General features: G+C 70.5%; 18 protein-coding genes. 11 read left to right on the forward strand and 7 right to left on the reverse strand.

Annotation, left to right across the window (positions count from 1 at the left end; genetic code table 11):
- Nucleotides 1-30: 30 nt before the first annotated feature.
- Both ACZ6WN_RS01340 and ACZ6WN_RS01345 read right to left on the reverse strand, forming a co-directional pair.
- Complete coding sequence (locus ACZ6WN_RS01340) at nt 31-1,638, reverse strand: DHA2 family efflux MFS transporter permease subunit (RefSeq protein WP_465862202.1); 1,608 nt, start codon at nt 1,636-1,638, stop codon at nt 31-33.
- 34 nt (nt 1,639-1,672) lie between these two features.
- Nucleotides 1,673-2,407 (reverse strand): molybdopterin-dependent oxidoreductase, encoded by a 735-nt coding sequence (locus ACZ6WN_RS01345; RefSeq protein ID WP_465862203.1) that lies wholly within the window; start codon nt 2,405-2,407, stop codon nt 1,673-1,675.
- A gap of 107 nt (nt 2,408-2,514) precedes the next feature.
- Between ACZ6WN_RS01345 and ACZ6WN_RS01350 the strand changes: the two genes are divergently transcribed.
- The 5 genes from ACZ6WN_RS01350 to ACZ6WN_RS01370 all read left to right on the forward strand — a co-directional run bounded on the left by ACZ6WN_RS01350 (nt 2,515) and on the right by ACZ6WN_RS01370 (nt 9,950).
- Complete coding sequence (locus tag ACZ6WN_RS01350; RefSeq protein WP_465862204.1) at nt 2,515-5,214, forward strand: DEAD/DEAH box helicase; 2,700 nt, start codon at nt 2,515-2,517, stop codon at nt 5,212-5,214.
- Nucleotides 5,211-5,894 (forward strand): SWIM zinc finger family protein, encoded by a 684-nt coding sequence (locus ACZ6WN_RS01355; RefSeq protein WP_465862205.1) that lies wholly within the window; start codon nt 5,211-5,213, stop codon nt 5,892-5,894. The genes ACZ6WN_RS01350 and ACZ6WN_RS01355 overlap by 4 nt, the downstream gene beginning before the upstream one ends.
- 34 nt (nt 5,895-5,928) lie before the next feature.
- Nucleotides 5,929-6,492 carry an SACE_7040 family transcriptional regulator gene (locus ACZ6WN_RS01360; protein ID WP_465862206.1) on the forward strand — a complete coding sequence of 188 codons (564 nt, stop codon included), beginning with the start codon at nt 5,929-5,931 and terminating at the stop codon, nt 6,490-6,492.
- 66 nt (nt 6,493-6,558) lie between these two features.
- Entirely contained in the window at nt 6,559-8,085 is a 1,527-nt protein-coding gene (locus tag ACZ6WN_RS01365; RefSeq protein ID WP_465862207.1) for a carboxyl transferase domain-containing protein, read from the forward strand.
- Nucleotides 8,085-9,950, forward strand: coding sequence for an acetyl/propionyl/methylcrotonyl-CoA carboxylase subunit alpha (locus ACZ6WN_RS01370; RefSeq protein ID WP_465862209.1), 1,866 nt, complete (start codon nt 8,085-8,087; stop codon nt 9,948-9,950). Before ACZ6WN_RS01365 ends, ACZ6WN_RS01370 begins: the two co-directional genes overlap by 1 nt.
- A gap of 4 nt (nt 9,951-9,954) precedes the next feature.
- Here the strand turns inward: ACZ6WN_RS01370 and ACZ6WN_RS01375 are convergent, their stop codons facing one another.
- Nucleotides 9,955-10,458 carry an RICIN domain-containing protein gene (locus ACZ6WN_RS01375; protein ID WP_465862210.1) on the reverse strand — a complete coding sequence of 168 codons (504 nt, stop codon included), beginning with the start codon at nt 10,456-10,458 and terminating at the stop codon, nt 9,955-9,957.
- 125 nt (nt 10,459-10,583) lie between these two features.
- On the opposite strand from ACZ6WN_RS01375, the gene ACZ6WN_RS01380 reads away from it, so the two are divergent.
- From ACZ6WN_RS01380 to ACZ6WN_RS01395, 4 genes are all read left to right on the forward strand, one after another.
- On the forward strand, nt 10,584-11,522 hold the full coding sequence (locus tag ACZ6WN_RS01380; protein ID WP_465862211.1) for a hydroxymethylglutaryl-CoA lyase: 939 nt from the start codon (nt 10,584-10,586) through the stop codon (nt 11,520-11,522).
- 100 nt (nt 11,523-11,622) lie between these two features.
- Entirely contained in the window at nt 11,623-12,732 is a 1,110-nt protein-coding gene (locus ACZ6WN_RS01385) for a hypothetical protein (protein ID WP_465862213.1), read from the forward strand.
- Complete coding sequence (locus tag ACZ6WN_RS01390; RefSeq protein ID WP_465862214.1) at nt 12,732-13,859, forward strand: hypothetical protein; 1,128 nt, start codon at nt 12,732-12,734, stop codon at nt 13,857-13,859. Before ACZ6WN_RS01385 ends, ACZ6WN_RS01390 begins: the two co-directional genes overlap by 1 nt.
- A 30-nt stretch (nt 13,860-13,889) precedes the next feature.
- A complete protein-coding gene (locus tag ACZ6WN_RS01395; protein WP_465862215.1) occupies nt 13,890-15,068 on the forward strand; it encodes a hypothetical protein in 1,179 nt (392 codons plus the stop codon).
- Here the strand turns inward: ACZ6WN_RS01395 and ACZ6WN_RS01400 are convergent.
- Together ACZ6WN_RS01400 and ACZ6WN_RS01405 are read right to left on the reverse strand one after the other, a co-directional pair.
- Nucleotides 15,065-15,667, reverse strand: coding sequence for an AAA family ATPase (locus ACZ6WN_RS01400; RefSeq protein WP_465862216.1), 603 nt, complete (start codon nt 15,665-15,667; stop codon nt 15,065-15,067). The genes ACZ6WN_RS01395 and ACZ6WN_RS01400 overlap by 4 nt on opposite strands.
- A 90-nt stretch (nt 15,668-15,757) precedes the next feature.
- Nucleotides 15,758-16,456, reverse strand: coding sequence for an EcsC family protein (locus ACZ6WN_RS01405; RefSeq protein WP_465862217.1), 699 nt, complete (start codon nt 16,454-16,456; stop codon nt 15,758-15,760).
- 168 nt (nt 16,457-16,624) lie between these two features.
- Here ACZ6WN_RS01405 and aat point away from each other — a divergent pair, with 168 nt between their 5' ends.
- The gene (gene aat / locus ACZ6WN_RS01410; protein WP_465862218.1) at nt 16,625-17,245 is read left to right on the forward strand and encodes a leucyl/phenylalanyl-tRNA--protein transferase; all 621 of its coding nucleotides are present in this window, start codon (nt 16,625-16,627) and stop codon (nt 17,243-17,245) included.
- Here aat and ACZ6WN_RS01415 read toward each other — a convergent pair.
- Both ACZ6WN_RS01415 and ACZ6WN_RS01420 read right to left on the reverse strand, forming a co-directional pair.
- A complete protein-coding gene (locus ACZ6WN_RS01415; protein ID WP_355228780.1) occupies nt 17,242-17,568 on the reverse strand; it encodes a rhodanese-like domain-containing protein in 327 nt (108 codons plus the stop codon). The two genes, aat and ACZ6WN_RS01415, sit on opposite strands and share 4 nt — an antisense overlap.
- A gap of 9 nt (nt 17,569-17,577) precedes the next feature.
- Nucleotides 17,578-18,441, reverse strand: coding sequence for an Fpg/Nei family DNA glycosylase (locus ACZ6WN_RS01420; protein ID WP_465862219.1), 864 nt, complete (start codon nt 18,439-18,441; stop codon nt 17,578-17,580).
- Nucleotides 18,442-18,646: 205 nt separating this feature from the next.
- Here ACZ6WN_RS01420 and ACZ6WN_RS01425 point away from each other — a divergent pair, with 205 nt between their 5' ends.
- Nucleotides 18,647-19,843, forward strand: a complete 1,197-nt coding sequence (locus tag ACZ6WN_RS01425; protein ID WP_465862220.1) for an AAA family ATPase — start codon at nt 18,647-18,649, stop codon at nt 19,841-19,843.
- Nucleotides 19,844-19,870: the final 27 nt, after the last annotated feature.

Below are 19,870 nucleotides of genomic sequence, written 5' to 3' on the forward strand. Positions count from 1 at the left end.
CCCGGCCCTGCGTACGCGCACGTGAGCGGGTCAGTGGAGGACCGTCGGAGCGGCGGCTCCGTGCTCGGCCTTGCTCTTGGGCAGGAACCACGCGGGGATGAGCGTGACGAGCACCAGGATCGCGGCGATCACGAAGGTGGCCGAGAAGGCCTCGGCCATCTCGGCCGGAATGGCCTGGAAGAGCTCCGGCAGCTTGGCCGGGTCGAGACCCAGCGACGCGGCAGCCTCCCCGACCTTCTGCTGGTTGGCCGGGTCGGCCAGGAACTTCTCCAGGCCGTCCGAGGAGACGCCGAGCTCGTCGGCGAGGTCACCGGCCGCGGAGATCGACTCCTTGCCGGCCAGCGCGTTGGTGAGCAGCACCGAGAAGAGCGCGGTGCCGGCGGAGGCGGCGACCTGCTGGACGATGTTCACCAGGGTCGTACCTCGGGCGATGGTGTGCTCGCGCAGCGTCGCCTGGGCGGCGGCGAAGGTCGGCATCATCGTCGCGCCCATACCGAGGCCCATGATGAACAGCGACAGGAGCAGGTACCAGTAGGGCGTGGCCTCGTCGAGCCGCGAGAACATGAACATGCCCACCGCGATCGTGGTGAGACCGCTGAGCACGATCTTGCCCGGGCCGGTGCGGTCCGCGAGCATGCCGGCGATCGGCATCGTGACCATCGCGCCCAGGCCCTGCGGAGCCAGCAGCAGGCCGGCGTGGAGGGCGTCCTCGCCGCGTACCTGCTGGTAGTAGAGCGGGAAGAGCAGCGAGGCACCGAAGAACGCCATCGCGAAGATCGACAGGGTGATCACCGCGACGGTGAGCTCCTTGTTGCCGAAGAGGCGTACGTCGATCAGCGGGTGATCGTTGCGGGACGACAAAGCCCACGGGATGAACGCGGCGATCAGCACCAGGCCCGCGACCATGAAGGAGAGCACCTTGGTGTCCAGGACCGTGCCGGCCTCGGGGATCGAGGAGACGCCGTAGAGGAACAGCGCCAGACCCGGGGACAGCAGCACCATGCCGAGGAAGTCGAAGGACTGCGACGGCTCGACGTGGTCCTTGGGCAGCGCCCGCCAGGCGTAGACGATGGCGATGACGCCGATCGGGATGTTGATCAGGAAGATCCAGTGCCACGAGGCCGAGTCGATCAGGGCGCCACCGATGATGGGGCCGAGGATGGGGCCGAGGAGCATGGGTACGCCGAGGATCGCCATCACACGGCCGACCCGCTCCGGGCCGGCGGCGCGGGTCAGGATCGTCATGCCGAGCGGCATCAGCATGCCGCCGCCGAGGCCCTGGATCACGCGGAAGGCGACCAGCATCGGCAGCGAGGTGGCCAGCGCGCACAGCGCCGAACCGAGCGCGAACAGCACGATCGCGGTCATGTAGAGGCGTTTGGTGCCGAACCGGTCGGCGGCCCAACCGGTCAGCGGGATCACCGTCGCGAGGGCGAGGGTGTAGCCGGTCATCGTCCAGGCGACCTCGGCAGAGGTGGCGTCGAACTCGCGCTGGAAGGTCTCCAGTGCGACGGAGACAACGGTGATGTCGAGGATCGACATGATCGATCCGAGCACTACGACGCCTGCGACGATGAGCACGCTCTTGTCGAGGTGATCGTCGGGCGCCTTCTCAGGCTTGGCAGAAGTGTCTGTCACGGGTTGACAGCCTACGTGTGAGTTGATAGGTCCCCTAGCCATTATTTACTTTTGAATGGTGACCTGGCTCACCCGCGACCTTGCCTCGCCGAGCGGCCGCGGCGAGCAGGAAGACCTTGATCGCTCGGTAGACCGGGCGTACGAGCCGGCCGGGCAGCGTGCCGTGGCGCTCCTCCTCCCAGACTCGTGCTCGCGGGTGGGACAGCAGCAGCCGGTCGAGCAGCGGCGGTGACCCCGGCGACGGCGCTCCGGCGAGCACGTCGATGCGGCACACATGCTTGATGTTGGCGTACCCGTACTGCGCCGGGCTGACCAGTCGCAGCGGCGCGCCGTGGGCGCCGTCGAGCGGCCGGCCGTCGAGCCGGTCGGCGAGCAGGACGTCGTCCGCCAGGAGATCGCCGAGCTCGGCGAGAAAGTGTTCGCCGTCGAGGCCGCGGACCATCGCGTGAGTGACGGTCGTGCCGGGCACGAGGGCCGGTGCGACGTACCGCCGATAGACGTCGGCGAAGGCGGCGCCCTCCCAGCGGAGGCCGGTCACCGACCAGCCGGCCACGCAGTGGAAGTCGGCATGGAGCTCGCGACGATCAGCGCCGACGAGCTCGTCCACGGCGATCTCGATCGGCGCGGTGAGCGCTCCGTCGAAGACCACCGTCGGGCGTGCGGACACGGCCGGTGGGGGCTGGGCGACACGTCGCCCGAAGCGTGGGAAGAAGTCGATCTCCCGCTGTCCGGGCGGGAGTGCGGTGCGTGGGTGAGCGGTCTCGGTCATGTCAGTCACCGTGACAGCGCCCCGAACTGCGCGCCTCAACCTTCGGGGGCGAACCCCTCATCCTCGAGGATGAGAAACAGTCGGTGGTGGCGGCTACGGTCGTCTCCATGTCCTTCGTACCCGTCACCGGCCGTGCGGTCTTCCGGCCCGCGCAGCCGCCACGGGACTCGGCCGTGGAGTTCGTGGACTCGCGGCGGTCGGTGTCGTTGCCGATGCGGGCCGCGCTGCCGGTGCTGAAGAAGGCGTACGCAGCGACCGACCTGCATCCCTCGGTCGCTCTGGTCGCGTCGGCAGCTCATCTCGGGCTCCGGTTCGTGGCTGCGGGGCAGCTCGAGCCGGCCGATGGTTCGTGGGCGGTCCGCTACACGCCGGAGGACGAGGAGCGGGTGCGGCTGCTGGCCTCCTCGCGCGCCTATGAGGATCTCGACGACGAGGCGGCCGAGCTCCTGGTGCGAGAGGTCGTGGCCGCGGTCGCGGACGCGGTGCCGACCTCGGCGCCGAAGGCATCCGGATCGGGCGCGTTCCGGGAGTCGCTGCAGACCCGGCTGTCGCGCTATCGGACCGACGAGGGCCCGGTGACGGCCTCGCTGCCGTCGCTGGTGCGGCTCTCGTTCCGGGTCGAGGCCCCGGAGGAGGATCTGCTCGCCGGGTCGCTGACGCTCGTGCCGCAGGTGCACGACGAGGCCGACCCCCTGCACGTGGCCGACGCCGCGAGACTGTGGGACGAGGCCGACGATCACGGGTTCGGCCCCCGGGCGCGTACGCATGCGCAGGTCGCCCTTCGTGGTGCCGCGGAGGCGTGGCCCGTGCTCGACAGGCTGCTCGACCTGCCGGTGCCCTCGTCCCTGACCCTGGCGAACGACGAGGTCGTCGACCTGCTCGAGGACGGGGTCGAGCGGCTCCAGGGGCGCGGTGTCGACGTGCTCTGGCCGCGCTCCCTCTCACGCGACCTGACCACGTCGGTGGCGGTGGATCGGGCGCCGTCGACCTCCACCCGTGCGCGCGAGGACCTGATGCGGGAGTCGCCGCTCGGGGAGAAGGGCCTCTTCGCCTTCCAGTGGCAGGTGGCGCTCGGCGGTGAGCCGCTGGACGCCGCCGAGATGGACGCGCTGGCGGCGGCCGCGGGTCCGGTGCTGCGGCTGAGAGGTGCGTGGGCGGTCGTCCATCCCTCGGTGCTCCGCCGTGCGCGCAAGCGGCTGCTCAAGCGGATCAGCGGCGGGGAGGCGCTGGCCGTCGCCCTGACCGGCCAGGTGCCGAAGGAGGTCGCCGAGGCGGCGCCGGGCGAGAAGGTGATCGTCGGGGCCTCGATCGCGCGGCTTCGGGACGAGGTGATCGCGGCGACGTCGGGCCCGGCGGTCGAGGTGCCACCCGAGCTGCAGGCCACCCTGCGCGGCTATCAGGTCGAGGGGCTGACCTGGCTGGCCGGGATCACCTCGCTCGGCCTGGGCGGATGCCTGGCCGACGACATGGGTCTCGGGAAGACGCTGATGACCATCGCGCTCCATCTCCATCGGCAGAAGGAGCACGCCGGGCCGACCCTGGTGGTGTGCCCGGCGAGCCTGCTGGGCAACTGGGAGGCCGAGCTCGCCCGGTTCGCGCCCGAGGTGGAGGTGCGGCGCCATCACGGTGCCGAGCGTGATCTCGACGGTGCGAGCGGCGTGGTGCTGACGACGTACGGGACGATGCGGCGCGACACCGAGCTGCTCTCGGCGGTGCCGTGGGGGCTCGTCGTCGCCGATGAGGCGCAGCACGTGAAGAACGCCGCCTCGGCGACCGCGAAGGCGCTGCGCGAGATCCCGTCGCACGCCCGGGTGGCGCTGACCGGCACCCCGGTGGAGAACAACCTGACCGAGCTGTGGGCGCTGCTCGACTGGTGCGTGCCGGGGCTGCTCGGCAGCCGCCTCGCCTTCCGGAGGGCTTGGGCGAGCCAGATCGAGGCCGGCGCCGACGTCGGGAAGGCGAAGGAGTTCGCCGCGCTGGTCGGCCCGTTCCTGCTGCGGCGCCGCAAGTCGGACCCCGGGGTTGCTCCTGAGCTGCCGCCCAAGACCGAGACCGACCACCTGCTGTCGCTGACCCGCGAGCAGACGGTGCTCTACGAGGCGTACGTCCGCGACGCGATGGCCCGCATCGAGCGGCTCGACGCCGACGACCCGCAGCGTCGCGGCCTGGTGCTGAGCCTGCTCACCGGGCTCAAGCAGATCTGCAACCACCCGGCGCAGTTCCTGAAGCAGGAGGGCGGCCGGATCACCGGGCGGTCGCAGAAGATCGACATCCTCGACGAGCTGGTCTCGACCGTCCTCGCCGAGTCGGGGGCGGTGCTCGTCTTCACGCAGTACGTCGCGATGGCCCGTCTCCTCGAGGCCCACTGGGCCGCCTCCGGTGTCGAGCACCAGTTCCTGCACGGCGGCACCCCGGTCGCGGAACGCTCCCGGATGGTCGAGCGCTTCCAGGACGGTGAGGTGCCGGTCTTCCTGCTCTCGCTCAAGGCCGGTGGGGTCGGGCTCAACCTGACCCGCGCCGACCACGTGATCCATGTCGACCGGTGGTGGAACCCGGCCGTCGAGGACCAGGCGACCGACCGGGCTCACCGCATCGGTCAGACGCGTACGGTCCAGGTGCACCGGCTCATCACCCAGGGCACCGTCGAGGAGCGCGTCGCCGAGCTCCTGCAGCGCAAACGGGTCCTCGCGGACGCGGTCCTCGGAGGCGGCGAGGCCGCCTTCACCGAGCTGTCCAACGCCGAGCTCCGCGAGCTGGTCAAGCTCGGCCCCCAGCAGCGCCGGAAGCGCCGCCGGATCGCCTCATGAGCCTGGCGTTGACCTTCGCCCGCGAGCCGCACCGGCGCGGGATGGTGCGGGTCGAGTCGTGGTGGGGGCGGGCGTTCCTGCGGGCGATCGAGGAGCTGGCGTACGACGACAACCAGCTCTCCGGAGCCCGCTCGATCGCCCGCTCGGGGCGGATCGGAGGTCTCGTCGTCGAGACCGGGAGATTCGCCGCGGCGGTCGATGACGAGCGCGGGTTGTGGACGGTGACCGGCACGGTTCCGGTGTTGAGCGCAGACGACGTCGCCGCGCTCTCGGAGGTCCTCGGCGCATCGGCCGAGCGGGCCGAGGCACTCCTCGTCGGAGAGCTGCCGCTGGACGTGGCCGAGCACGCCGAGGAGGCCGGGGTCGAGCTGGTGCCCTACGGCGAGGAGCTCGCGGTGACCTGCACCTGCGGTCACTGGCATGCGGTGTGCGGCCACTCGCTCGCAGTGCTGCACCAGCTCTGCTGGACGGTCGATCGCGACGCTTCCGTCCTGCTCCATCTGCGTGGAGCGGAGCGTGAGGAGCTGGTGGGCCGGCTGCGGAGGGCGATCCCCGGGGACCGCGACGAGGGGCCGGCGGCCGAGATCGCTGCGCCTGGCGAGGCGACCCGAGACCAGGTCGATGACGTCGAGATCGCGCTCGACGCGGTGCTCCGAGCACGCCATCTGCTCGAGGAGTGAGATGCCTGTGGTGATCACGCGATAACCTCGTGCAATGACCTCGGCCCCGACGAAGACCAGGCGCGAGCAGATCCTGGACACCGCGGCCGAGCTCTTCGCGGCGCGCGGCTTCCACGGAGTCTCCGTCTCCGAGCTCGGCGCTGCCTGCGGCATCTCCGGCCCGGCGCTCTACAAGCACTTCCCGAGCAAGGACGCGATGCTCGCCGAGATGCTCGTCTCGATCTCCCAGGAGCTGCTCCGTGAAGGACGGGTCCGGGTGAAGGGCGCATCGAGCACCGCAGAGGCCATCGAGGCGCTGATCGACTGGCATGTCGACTTCGCGCTGCGTGACCGGGCCCTGATCGTCGTGCAGGAGCGCGACTGGCAGTCGCTGCCGCACGAGGCGCGCGAGCAGGTGCGCACCCTGCAGCGGAAGTACGTCGACCTCTGGGCCGACCAGCTCCGCGACCGCGACCCGGCGTTGACCCCCGACACCGCCCGGGCGATGGCCCACGGCGTCTTCGGGCTGATCAACTCCACCCCGCACAACCGGGTCCTCCCCGAGGAGCCGACCCGCGCCGTGCTCACCAAGATGGCCCGCGCCGCCCTCGCCGAGTAGCGGTCCGCGCGGCCGACTTCGGAGTGGGGCTTGTCACACGAGGTTAATGAACGTTAACCTCCTCCCATGGCGTCGAATCTGCGCGAGCTGACCGACGAGCTGCGTGAGCGGCTCGAGCGTGTACGGCAAGGGGGGAGCGAACGCTCCCGGCAACGGCACACCGACCGCGGGAAGCTGCTTCCGCGCGACCGGGTGGACGGACTCCTCGACCCGGGGTCGCCGTTCCTGGAGGTGAGTCCGCTGGCGGCGTACGGGATGTACGACGACGGGGATGAGTGGGCGGTGCCGTCCGCGGGGGTGATCGCCGGCATCGGGCTGGTCGCGGGCCGCAAGTGCATGGTCGTCGCCAACGACGCGACCGTGAAGGGCGGCACCTACTACCCGCTGACCGTCAAGAAGCACCTGCGGGCGCAGACGATCGCGGCGGAGAACAACCTGCCGTGCATCTACCTCGTCGACTCCGGCGGCGCGTTCCTGCCGAAGCAGGACGAGGTCTTCCCCGACCGCGAGCACTTCGGGCGGATCTTCTTCAACCAGGCCAACATGTCCGCGAAGGGCATCCCGCAGATCGCCTCGGTGATGGGCTCGTGCACCGCCGGCGGCGCCTATGTGCCGGCGATGAGCGACGAGACGGTGATCGTGCGCGACCAGGGCACGATCTTCCTCGGCGGTCCGCCGCTGGTGAAGGCGGCCACCGGTGAGGAGGTCACCGCCGAGGAGCTCGGCGGCGGTCTCGTCCACGCGACGAAGTCGGGCGTCGTCGACCATCTGGCCGACGACGACAAGCACGCCCTCGAGATCGTCCGTGGCATCGTCTCGACGCTCCCTGAGCAGGAGACGCGGACGACGACGTACGACGAGCCCGTGGAGTGCCCCGAGACGCTCGCCGACGTGGTGCCCGCCGACACGAAGACCCCCTATGACGTACGCGAGGTGATCCGCCGCATCGTCGACGGCTCCCGGCTCCAGGAGTTCAAGCAGCTCTACGGCGAGACGCTGGTCTGCGGGTTCGCCCACATCGAGGGGCAGCCGGTCGGGATCGTCGCCAACAACGGCATCCTCTTCTCCGAGTCGGCGCTCAAGGGTGCCCACTTCGTCGAGCTGTGCAACCAGCGCGGCATCCCGCTGGTGTTCCTGCAGAACATCACCGGCTTCATGGTCGGCAAGGAGTACGAGAACAGGGGCATCGCCCGCGACGGCGCCAAGCTCGTCACCGCGGTCGCCTGCTCCGTGGTCCCGAAGTTCACCGTCGTCATCGGCGGGTCCTACGGCGCCGGCAACTACGGCATGTGCGGACGTGCCTACGACCCGCGGTTCCTGTGGATGTGGCCCAACGCGCGGATCTCGGTCATGGGCGGCGAGCAGGCCGCATCGGTGCTCGCGACGGTCGCGGGCAAGCCGGACGACGAGGAGTTCAAGGCGCCGATCCGGGACCAGTACGAGACCCAGGGCTCGCCCTACTACGCCACCGCGCGTCTGTGGGACGACGGCATCATCGACCCCGCCGACACCCGACGGGTGCTGGCGATGGGGCTCGCGGTGGCGGCGAACGCGCCCACGCCCGAGCCCAACTACGGAATCTTCAGGATGTGATGACCGTGTTCGAGAGTGTTCTGGTCGCCAACCGCGGCGAGATCGCACGCCGTGTCTTCCGCACCTGTCGTGAGCTGGGGATCCGCACGGTCGCGATCTACACCGCGCTCGATGTGGACGCGCCCCACGTACGCGATGCCGACGAGGCCGTCGAGGTCGCGTCCTATCTCGACGCCGACGCGGTGGTCGCGGCCGCCGCCGAGGCAGGCGCCGAGGCCGTCCACCCGGGCTACGGGTTCCTCTCCGAGCGGGCCGAGTTCGCGCGGGCGGTGGCGAAGGCCGGGCTGACCTGGGTCGGCCCGACGCCCGAGGTGATCGAGCAGATGGGCCGCAAGGACGCGGCCCGGGAGATCGCGGTCGCCGCCGGCGTACCCGTGGTTCCGCGGGGCGAGGACAGCCCCTATCCGCTGCTGGTCAAGGCCGCGGCCGGTGGTGGCGGCAAGGGCATGCGCATCGTCCGCTCGCCGGAGGAGCTGGACGAGGCGCGGGCGGCTGCCGCCCGCGAGGCGCTCAGCGCCTTCGGCGACGAGACCCTCCTGATCGAGAAGTACGTCGAGCGTGGCCGCCACATCGAGGTCCAGGTCTTCGGTGACACCCACGGCAACGTCATCCACCTCTTCGAGCGCGACTGCTCGACCCAGCGCCGCCACCAGAAGGTGATCGAGGAGGCCCCGGCCCCGACGCTCACCGACGAGCAGCGGAACCTGATCCTGACCAGCGCCGTCGCGCTCGCGAAGCAGGTCGGCTACACCGGCGCCGGGACCGTCGAGTTCCTGCTCGACGACGCCACTGGCGACGCCTACTTCCTGGAGATGAACACGCGCCTCCAGGTCGAGCACCCCGTGACCGAGGAGATCACCGGTGTCGACCTCGTCGCGCTCCAGCTCCGGGTCGCGGCCGGTGAGCCGCTGGGCATCACCCAGGACGACGTACGCGTCGACGGCCACGCCATCGAGGTCCGGGTCTACGCGGAGGACGCCTTCGAGGGCTTCCTGCCCCAGGCAGGCCGGACGAGCATCGTGCGCTGGCCCGAGCGTGCTCGCGTCGAGCACGCCCTGGAGAGCGAGCAGGTGGTCAGCACCGCCTACGACCCGATGCTCGCCAAGATCATCGTCCACGGCGCCGACCGCGAGGCGGCTCGGGCGGCGATGATCAAGGCGCTCGACGCGACCGCCGTCCTCGGCCTGACCACCAACACCGGCTTCCTGCGGGTGCTGGCCGCCTCTGACGCCTTCCGCGACGCGGAGATCGACACCGCCTGGCTCGACCGCAACGAGGTGCCCGCACCTGACCCCGACGTCCCGCGGACCCTCGTCGCGTGGGTCAGCGCGATGCTGGCGGCGGTCTCGGACACCACGACGCCCTTCCGCGCCGACGGCTGGCGGCTCGCCGGCTCGCCGGCGCCGACGATCGTCGACCTCGACCGCAGCGTCACCGTCGACCGCTCGTCCGGCCGCGTGGATGACCATCTGGTCAGGCAGATCAGCGCGGCCGACCACGTCCTGGTCGCCATCGTCGACGGCGTACGCCACTGGGCGGCCATCAACGTCCAGCCCGGTCTCGCCGAGATCGTCCACGAGGGCCACCGGTTCGACTTCTCCCCGCCCGACCGCGTCGCCGGCGCCGCCGCCCATCACAGCGACGGGGCCGTCGAGGCCAAGATGCCCGGCACCGTCATCGACGTCCGCGTCCAGGTCGGCGACCAGGTCGAGGAGGGCCAGGTCCTCGGCGTCATGGAGGCGATGAAGATGGAGGTCTCCCTCAAGGCCCCGTTCGCCGGCACCGTCACCGTCGTGGGTGTCGGCGCCGGCTCCCAGGTGCCGCTCGGGGCGGAGCTGTTCGTGGTGTCGCCCGATGCGGACTGATCCGTCAGTACCAGCTCTGGTTCTCGCTGCTGTCGCACTCGGCCAGGCTCCCGACGTACGGATCCCGGATGCACCAGTCGTAGGCCTCGTTCTGGAACCTGATGGTCCCGTCGGCCCAGCGCTTGACCCACCAGCTCTGCTGCTCGCTGTCGTTGCACGGGAGGCTGCGCAGGAAGATGACGCCGGTGCCGGTGCCCAGCTGGGCGTGCAGGCACTCCCCGGTCCTGCCGTTCTGGAGGCGACGGGTGCCGTCGTTCCAGACCTTCACGGTCCACTGCTGCGTGGAGACGCCGGCGCAGGCCGCGGTGCGCGGCTCGGTCGTGGTGTCCTCGAGGCACAGCCCCGTGGCCTGGTTGCGGAAGGTCTGGGTCGCGGCCGATGCGGATGTTGCGAAGCCGGCGACGAGTCCGGCGGTGGTGATGATCGTCGTGATGACAGCGGCCAGCAGAAGGGCCGCGGAGCGATGCGGGCCGCGCGGCCGCACCATGGTGAGAGTCGGGTTCGACATGTGAGGACCTGCCTGTCGTTCAGGCTCGGACCCGGCTGTCCGAGCGTCGGTTCGACGGTGTCAGAGCGCGCTCTCAGATCTCTGTCTCGTATCTGTCAGACCCCACGAGGACTAGGTTGGCAAGCATGAGTGATCTCCCCGCAGTCGTACGCCACGACGACCTGCCCAGCAGGATCACGATCTACGAGGTCGGTGCGCGTGACGGCCTCCAGAACGAGAAGACGGCGATCGACACCGGTGTGAAGGCCGACCTGATCACCGGGCTGCTCGACGCCGGACTGAGCCCGGTGGAGGCGACGAGCTTCGTGCACCCGAAGTGGGTGCCGCAGCTGGCCGACGCGAAACAGCTCATGGAGGAGCTGGTCGACCGCCTCGGCGACAGGGCGCGAGAGCTCCCGGTGCTCGTGCCCAACGAGAAGGGTCTCGACCGGGCGCTGGAGCTGGGGCTGCGGCACATCGCGATCTTCGGCAGCGCGACGGAGACGTTCGCCAACAAGAACCTCAACCAGACCTTCGACGGTCAGTGGGCGATGTTCGAGCCGACGATGAACCGCGCGAAGACGGCAGGCATGACTGTCCGCGGCTACCTCTCGATGTGCTTCGGCGACCCCTGGGAGGGGCGGGTCGAGATCGCGAAGGTGGTCGAGGCGGGCAAGCGGCTCCTCGATCTCGGCGCCGACGAGCTCAGCCTCGGCGACACGATCGGCGTCGCGACGGCAGGGCACGTGAAGGCCCTCATCGAGGCATTCACACACGCAGGCGTCACGACCGACCGGCTCGCGCTGCACTTCCACGACACGTACGGCCAGGCCCTGGCCAACACGCTCGCCGGCCTCCAGAGCGGCGTGACCACCTACGACGCCAGCGCCGGCGGCCTGGGCGGGTGTCCCTACGCCAAGAGCGCGACCGGCAACCTGGCCACCGAGGACCTGCTCTGGATGCTCGACGGCCTGGGGATCGAGCACGGCGTCGATCTCGACAAGGTCGCCGACACGAGCAGCTGGCTGGCCGGCCATCTCGGCAGGCCGAGCCCCTCGGCCGTCGTACGTGCCCTGCGGTCCTAGCTGGCCGTACGTCCTAGACTGCACACAAGAGTGACGGCCGGGTGACAAAAGACGGACCGCCGCGACAATCTCTACTAACTTGGTGCAGAATAGCGGGATCATGGCGCGCAAAGTCTTTCTCCACGTCGGCGCTCCGAAGACGGGCACGACATACCTCCAGGACAGGTTGTTCCACAACCGGGTGTCCCTGGAGAAGCATGGCGTCTTCTACCCGGTCGGCAGCCAGCCCGACTTCTTCCGGCCGGCGCTCGACCTGATCGACCGCCCGTGGGGCGGGATGAGGAAGACCGTCCACGGCGAGTGGGACACGCTGGTCAAACGCGTGCGCCGCCACGAGTCCGAGACGATCCTGATCAGCCACCACCTCTTCGCCGGCGCCAGGCCCGACCGGGTCGAGAAGGCGATGACCGACCTCGGTGAGGGCGGTCGCACCGAGGTGCACATCGTCTACACCGCCCGCGACATCGCGCGCGTGCTGGCAGCCGAATGGCAGGACCAGGTGCAGCGCGAGCGCAAGGTCACCTTCGCGCGCTACCTCGAGCGGATGCAGACCGCGAAGCAGTCGCGCTCGGCCGCCTGGTTCTGGCGTACGCACGGCCTGCCCGACGTGCTCAGCCGGTGGGGTCGCAACCTGCCGCCGGAGCGCGTGCACCTGGTCACCGTGCCGCACGACGGGGCGCCGAGCGAGGTGCTCTGGCGCCGGTTCTGCGAGGTCGTCGGGATCGAGGAGTCCTGGGCCCCGATCGACAGCGACCGCCACAACCAGTCGCTCGGCCGGGCGGAGGCGACGCTGCTGCGCCGGCTCAACGCGCGGCTCGAGTCGCAGGAGCTGCCCCGCGAGGACTACCGCCACATGGTCACCGAGGTGATCGCCAAGCGCACCCTCGCCCACCGTGACGGCCGCGAGCGGGTCACCCTGCCGCCGACCGTCTTCGACTGGGCAGACCAGGTCGCCGACTCCTGGATCGAGTGGGCCGAGCTGGCCAAGGTCGACATCTCCGGCGACCTCGACGACCTCCGCCCGCAGCGCCCCGACGCCGACGTCGAGTGGATCGACCCGGATGCGCCGCGCGCCAAGGACGTCGCCGACGCGGCGATCGACGCCCTGGTCGCGGTCGTCGTCGAGGCCGCCCGCACCGACCCGCCCCAGGGCCCGGTCGCCTCCCGCGCCGCCAGGGTGATGCGGCGGGTCAAGGGGCGACGCTCCTGATGCCAGCCACGCCGACACCCACCAGGGGTTGGGGTTGGGCCGCGCACCTGCGCGAGGGCGGTACGACTCCTTGGACGTCCTGGTCCGAGCCCGCCGCGCCCTTCACGACCGCACACCTGCCGGGTGCCGAGCTGCTCGAGCTGCTGCGGCGGCTCAACGAGACCGGCCCCTCGGAGCCGCACCGGGTCGAGGCGCTGCTGCGCACCAGCCCGCCCGGCCGTGGCCGCCGCGACCTGCCGCTGCTCGGGGACACCGAGACGAGGACGTACGGTCCGCTGCCGGTCGATCCGGCGACGCTGTCGCCGCGGGAGCTGCTGAGGGCGGCGAGCGTGCGGTTGGCCGAGGACCTGCTCGCCACCGGGGAGACCGAGCCGGTCACGCGCCGGCGGAGGTGGTCACGCCGGCCCAGGAAGACGGAGCCCGACCAGCAGCGGTATCCCTATCGCCTGGTCGGCTCGCCGTGGCTCACGCTGCCGATCCGCGAGGAGCTCGAGCGGCAGGGACGGCTGCCCGGCGGCGAGGACTACACCGTCTACGTCCTCGGCGGCCCGCTGGACGAGGTCGCCGCCGGCGCGTGGAAGTTCCGCACCTTCACCAACCGGGTCAACCCGTGGCACATCTGGATGCGCGACGCGCAGTGGCGCGGCTGGTTCGGGCCGCGGGCCGACCTGCCCCGGATCGCCCGGTGGTGGGCCGACCGGGTCGGCAAGGACCGCGTCGAGATCGTCACCGACCCCGCTCTGCTGCCCGGCCTCCTCGGCGTGGACAGCCTGCCCGGCCCCTGGCCGGTCTCGGCCGAGGCCAACGAGGTCGCCCGCGTGATCGGGCAGGTGCTCAGCGTACGAACCGACCTAGAGAGCCAGCGGAAGCTGTTGCTCGACCGGCTGCGACCGCGGCTGGAGAAGCTCGAACCGCTCGTTCCGGACGCCCGGGAGGTCGGCGTTCCCGCGGAAAGTTTGGATTGGGTCGAAACACAGGCGCGGGCCCAACGTGATGCATTGGTCCGAGCCGGATACGCTCTCCACGGAGACCCTGACCGGCTGCTCCCCTCAGGGGCGGCGACGCAGGGTCCCGATGAGCGCCGGGCGCTGGCGCTCGCGTTGTCATTGCTGGCGGGGCGTTCCTAGAGGAGTAGAACGTTGGAGACTGGGCGGCGCGTGCTGCTTCATGTCGGCACACCGAAGACGGGCACGTCCTATCTTCAAGACGTCCTCTTCCACAACCGGGAGTCCCTCGCCGAGCAGGGAGTCCACTACTTCGCCGACCGCTTCGACGCCCACTTCCTCGCGGCCCTCGACCTGATGGACCTGCCCTGGGGCGGCATCGAGGAGGAGGCGACCGGCGCCTGGGACGCGCTCGCGGAGAAGGTGCGCGCCGTCGAGAACGGCACCGTGATCATCTCCCACGAGATCCTGGCGAGCGCTTCCTGGCAGCAGGCCAAGCATGCGCTCGACTCGCTGGGCGACTCCGAGATCCACATCATGCTCTCCGCGCGCGACCTGGCCCGGCAGATCCCGGCCGAGTGGCAGGAGAACGTCAAGCACCGCTCGGTGGTGAGCTACGCCGACTTCCTCGACGAGATCCGCGACCCCGCCCGCGAGGGACGGATCGGGTCCTGGTTCTGGGGTGTCCAGGAGCTGCCCGACATCCTCGACCGGTGGACCCAGGGCATCGCGCCCGAGCGTGTCCACCTGATCACCGTCCCGCCGCCGGGGTCGCCCTCGACGCTGCTGTGGGAGCGGTTCTCCACCGCCTTCGACCTCGACGACCTGACCATCGACTTCGAGGGGATCGACCGCGGCAACCCGTCCCTCGGCGTGCCCGAGGCCGCCCTGCTCCGTGAGATCAACCTGGCGGTCGTGCCGGTGCTCGAGCCGGCCGACTACCGGCCGTTCGTGCGCGAGTTCCTGGCTCACCGCACGCTGGCCAAGCGCCGCGACTCCGCGCGCCTGGCGCTCTCCCCCTCGATCCTGCCGTGGGTCGAGTCGCTCTCCGAGAGCTGGGTGAAGGCCCTCTCCGGGCGCGGCTACGACGTGGTCGGCGGCCTCGACGAGCTGCTCGTGCCGGAGGATCTCGCGGGCAAGCCGTTCATCGACCCCGACACCATCTCCTCGCGCGAGGTCCTCGACGCCGGCGTCGCCACCATCGACGCGCTGCTCCAGGAGGCCATCCGGCTGCGCAAGTCGGAGGAGCGGCTGGAGGACGAGGTCGGCCGGCTCCGTGCCGAGTTGGAGCACACCCGGTCGCTGGTCCCGAAGCAGCGTGCCCGCGAGGGTCTCGAACGTCGCTGGTGGGGCCGCGCGGTCCTGAAGGTCTACCGGCTCCTTCGGCGCTAGAGGATCGCCTCGAGCCGTTCCGCGGCGCGGGCACGGTCGACGACGTGGACGCGGTCCCAGGACCCGTCGGCGTCACCGAAGGTCGCCGCGGTCAGGAGCCGCGGCTGGTGGTCGGTCCAGCGGTGCCAGTGACGGTCGAAGGACTCCGTGCGGAGGATCCGCCCGCGCTCGTGCTGGCCGTCGATCGCGGCGACGCGCGGCACGTCGATCATGACCAGCGACGTACGCCAGCCGCGGGCATGGGCGATCCGCCCGAGCAGCTCGCGCCGGCCGGGCCTGGTGGCCGGGTCGTGGACGAGGAGGGCGTGGGCACCGGGGGCCGGGCCGAGCAGGACGAGGACCAGGGTCGCGATCGCGTGCCACAGGTGCACCAGCGGCCGGTAGACGCGGTAGGGCACCTCCGGCAGCCGAGCCGCGAGCCAGCGCCCCGGCGTCTCCGGATCGAGAGTGCGTACGTCACGACGTCGGCCGGCGACGTCGCGGATCAGCGTGCTCTTGCCGGCGCCGGGCACACCACCCAGGAGAAGCAGGTGAGGTCTGTCCTCGACCTCGGCAGGGCGGGCCGGGCTGATCGGGGCGCACGTCGTGTCGACGGTCATCTGCTGCTCCTCCCAAGCGGACACCAACAGTGTGGGGCTCCGTGCTCGGAGGAACGTGGGAGGAACCTGTGAAGTTCCTGTGCGCCGGCCTCAGCCGTTGTCGGCGTGACGCGGCAGCAGCTCGCGCGATGCGTAGCGACCGATCTGGTAGGTCACCCACCCGTCGGCCCCGGCGCCGACGACGCCGCCGACCAGGGGCACTCGCTTGGCGGCCATGGAGATCATGCCCCTCCCGGTGACCCGGCTGAGCAGCTCCTGAGCCACCTCCGAGGCGACGAGGGCATCGATCGTGCGGTCGTAGGTCGGCGCGGTCGCGATGGCCATCGGCGGAGCGGGGATCTTCTTCGCCTTGATCTGCTTGCCGACCTTCTCCTCGCTCAGGAGGGTGAGCAGGATGCCGTTGCGCACCCGAGGATCGGTCAGGTCGTAGCCGCGGAGATGCGCGATCACGGCCACCATCCGGCACTGGATGATGGCCATCCCGGTGATGTTGGCCGGGAGCGTGATCGCCTGGGTGACCACACCGCCGATGTTGGTCGCGAAGCCGCCGACACCGGCCAGCCGCACGTGGTTGTCGATGACGTGCTTCACCGCGAGCTCGACGTCGTTGTCGTGCTCCTTGAGGTGCTTCTCGGCGGCCGCGGCCGCTGCTGGGAGCGGGCCGACCCCGACGATCGCGTGGTGCAGCGCCTGCCGGACCACGGTGGTGGTCACGCCGGGCGCGGACTGGATGACCTTGGGTGCGAGCCGGCCAGCCGCACTGGTGAGCACTGACTTGGGACCGATCATGGGGCAAATCTTAAATGTGTGGTGGTTGGGGCCGTACGGGGACGATAACGTTTCGTCGTGGCGAATCTTGGGGGTCCGATCGAACCGGAGCCGTCGCCGTGGGCCTTCGCCGACCTTCGGGACCCAGGTGCAGGCCATGGCGGGGCAGAGCTGGACGATCTGGTGGGAATGGGTGCGGACGTCGCGCCCGGGACACTCCTGGCCGCATACCGGCACGGGATCTTCCCGATGCCCGGGGAGTCCCCGCGCGATCCGATGATGTGGTTCTCGCCGGTCAGGCGCGGCGTACTTCCGCTGGACGGGCTCGTCGTCTCGCGGTCCTTGCGCAGGTCGGTGCGGGACTTCGAGATCAGGATCGACACCCGCTTCGACGAGGTGGTGGCCTCGTGCGCCGACCCGCGGCGACCGCACGGCTGGATCGACAAGCGGATCCGCCGGGCCTACGGCACCCTGCACGAGCTGGGCTGGGCTCACTCGGTCGAGGCCTGGCAGGACGACCGCCTGGTCGGTGGGCTCTACGGCGTTGCCATCGGCGGTCTCTTCGCCGGGGAGTCGATGTTCCACCGTGTCCGGGACGCGTCCAAGGTCGCCCTGGTCGGGCTGGTCTCGGCGCTGCGCGACGCGGGGTCGATGGACCAGCGGATCCTGGACGTGCAGTGGCGCACCGACCATCTGGCCTCGCTCGGCGTCGTCGAGGTGGGTCGCAACGACTACCTCGACCGCCTGGAGAAGGCGCTCAGGCTGCCGCTCCCGGAGGCGTTCGGCGGTCCGGGGGCCCAGCGGATCTAGAGGACGTACGCCTCGGCGCCGGTCTCGCTGACCATCGGCCGCCCGGCCGCGGCCCAGTCGAGCATCCCGCCGGCGAGGTTGACGACCTCGAAGCCCTGCTGGGCGAGGTAGTTGACCGCCTGGGCGCTGCGACCGCCGACCTTGCAGACCACCAGGGTCTGGCCCTCGGGAAGCTCACCGAGGCGTGCCGGGAGCTCCTGGAGCGGGATGTGGGTCGCTCCCTCGATGTGGCCGGCTGCCCACTCGTCGTCCTCGCGGACGTCCAGGACTGCCACGGGCAGGGGATCGGGCACTCCGGCGATCTCGACGGTGGGGATGGTCACCCGTCAAGCCTACTTGAGGAGCCTGGACATGCGGCGATCGGCGAGCGGCTTCCCGCCGGTCTGGCAGGTGGGGCAGTACTGCAGGCTCGAGTCGGCGAAGCTGACCTCGAGGATCGTGTCCCCGCAGACCGGGCACTTCTTGCCGGCCTTGCCGTGCACGGCGAGGTTGGACTTCTTCTCGCCCTTCAGCTCGCTCATCGCCAGGCCGGAGTCGCGCGCGACGGCCTCCTGGAGGGTCGTTCGCAGCGCGTCGTAGAGGCTCTCCGACTCCTCCTCGGTCATCTCGGCGGGCTTGAACGGCGACATCTTCGCCGCCCACAGGATCTCGTCGGAGTAGGCGTTGCCGATGCCCGCGATGATCGACTGCATCCGCAGCACGCCCTTGATCTGCTTGCGGCCCTGGCGTGCGAGGATCTCGCGGAACCGGGCCAGCGTGAAGTCGTCGGCGAGCGGGTCAGGACCCAGCGAGGCGACGCCCGGGACGTCCTGGGGGTCGTGGACGACGTAGAGCGCCAGGCGCTTCTTGGTGCCGCCCTCGGTGATGTCCAGCCCGGAGCCGTCGTCGAGTACGACCCGGATCGCCAGCCCCGACTTCGACCCCGGCCGGGGCGGTGTCGCCGGGACCTCGTCGCGCCATCTGATCCACCCGCCGCGGGCCAGGTGCAGCACCAGATGGACGCCGCTCGCCTCGATGTCGATGAACTTGCCGTGACGGGTCACGTTGTCGACGAGCGTGCCCTCGACGGCGGTCAGCGGCGGGTCGTACGTCTTCAGGGCGCTGAACTGCGCGACATGCACCTTCGTGATCGCGCGGCCGTCGAGGCGCCCGCGCAGGTCCTCGGCGAGCGCTTCCACCTCGGGGAGTTCCGGCATGTCCGCGAGTCTAGGTCGTCAGGCTTGCACTCGGGGAGAGAATCCCGCTATGATCGAACACACGTTCGAGACTAGCGGTCGATGTGAGAGTCTGCGCCTTTCTAAGGTTCATCCTAGAAAGACGAATAGAGACCTACGTTCATGAAAGATGTGGATCGCTAGCAAAATCTAAGACGCGTCCTAGAGATGTGGATATCGTCTGATCATGGACCCGATCCGCAATCCGTACGCTCCTGGAGCCGGTCAGCGGCCCCCCGAGCTCGCCGGGCGTAACGAGCAGCTCGGGCAGTTCGACGTGGTGCTGGAGCGGGTGGCGCGCGGTCGCCCGGAGCGATCGCTGGTGCTCACCGGCCTCCGTGGCGTGGGCAAGACGGTCCTGCTCAACACGCTGCGGTCGGCGGCGGTCCGCAAGGGCTGGGGCACCGGGAAGATGGAGGCGCGCCCCGACCAGTCGCTGCGCCGGCCGCTCTCGAGCGCCCTGCACCAGGCGGTGCGCGAGCTCGGTCACCCGAGCTCCGACGACGTCGACCACGTGCTCGGCGTGATCCGCTCCTTCGCCCAGCGGGAGGCCGGCCCCAACGCCAAGCTGCGCGAGCAGTGGTCCCCCGGCATCGAGGCGCCGGCCGTGCGGGGCCGGGCCGACTCCGGTGACATCGAGATCGACCTGGTCGAGCTGCTCACCGATGTCGGCGGGCTCGCCGCCGACGTCGGCAAGGGCGTCGGGGTCTTCATCGACGAGATGCAGGACCTCGGCCCCGACGACGTCTCGGCGATGTGCGCGGCCTGCCACGAAATCAGCCAGTCGGGGCTCCCGGTGATCGTCGTCGGCGCCGGTCTGCCGCACCTGCCGGCCGTGCTCTCGGCGAGCAAGTCCTACTCCGAGCGGCTCTTCTCCTACCAGCGCATCGACCGCCTCGAGCGCGAGGCCGCCGACCGCGCCCTCGCCGCCCCGGCCGGCGAGGAGGAGGCCGAGTTCGAGTCCGCCGCCCTCGCGGAGATGTACGCCGCCACCGGCGGTTACCCCTACTTCATCCAGGCCTACGGCAAGACGGTGTGGGACCAGGCGCCCCGCTCCCCGATCACCGTGGAGGACGTCAAGGTGGCGGCCCCCGAGGCCGAGCGCGAGCTGGCCGTCGGCTTCTTCGGCTCACGCTACGAGCGCGCCACCCCCGCCGAGCGCGACTACCTGCGCGCGATGGCCGATGCCGCCGTCGAGCTCGGCGCCGACGACATCGGCACCGTCGCCACCGCCGACGTCGCCGCCTTCCTCAACAAGAAGCCGCAGTCGCTCTCCCCGGCGCGGGACGCGCTGATGAAGAAGGGCCTGATCTACTCCGGCGAACGCGGCCGGATCGCCTTCACCGTCCCCCATTTCGGCCGCTACCTGCGTCAGCAGGGCTGAGCGGCTGGAGGTCTGCTGAAGCCGGAA

Source organism: Nocardioides sp. NPDC054178, assembly GCF_055585005.1.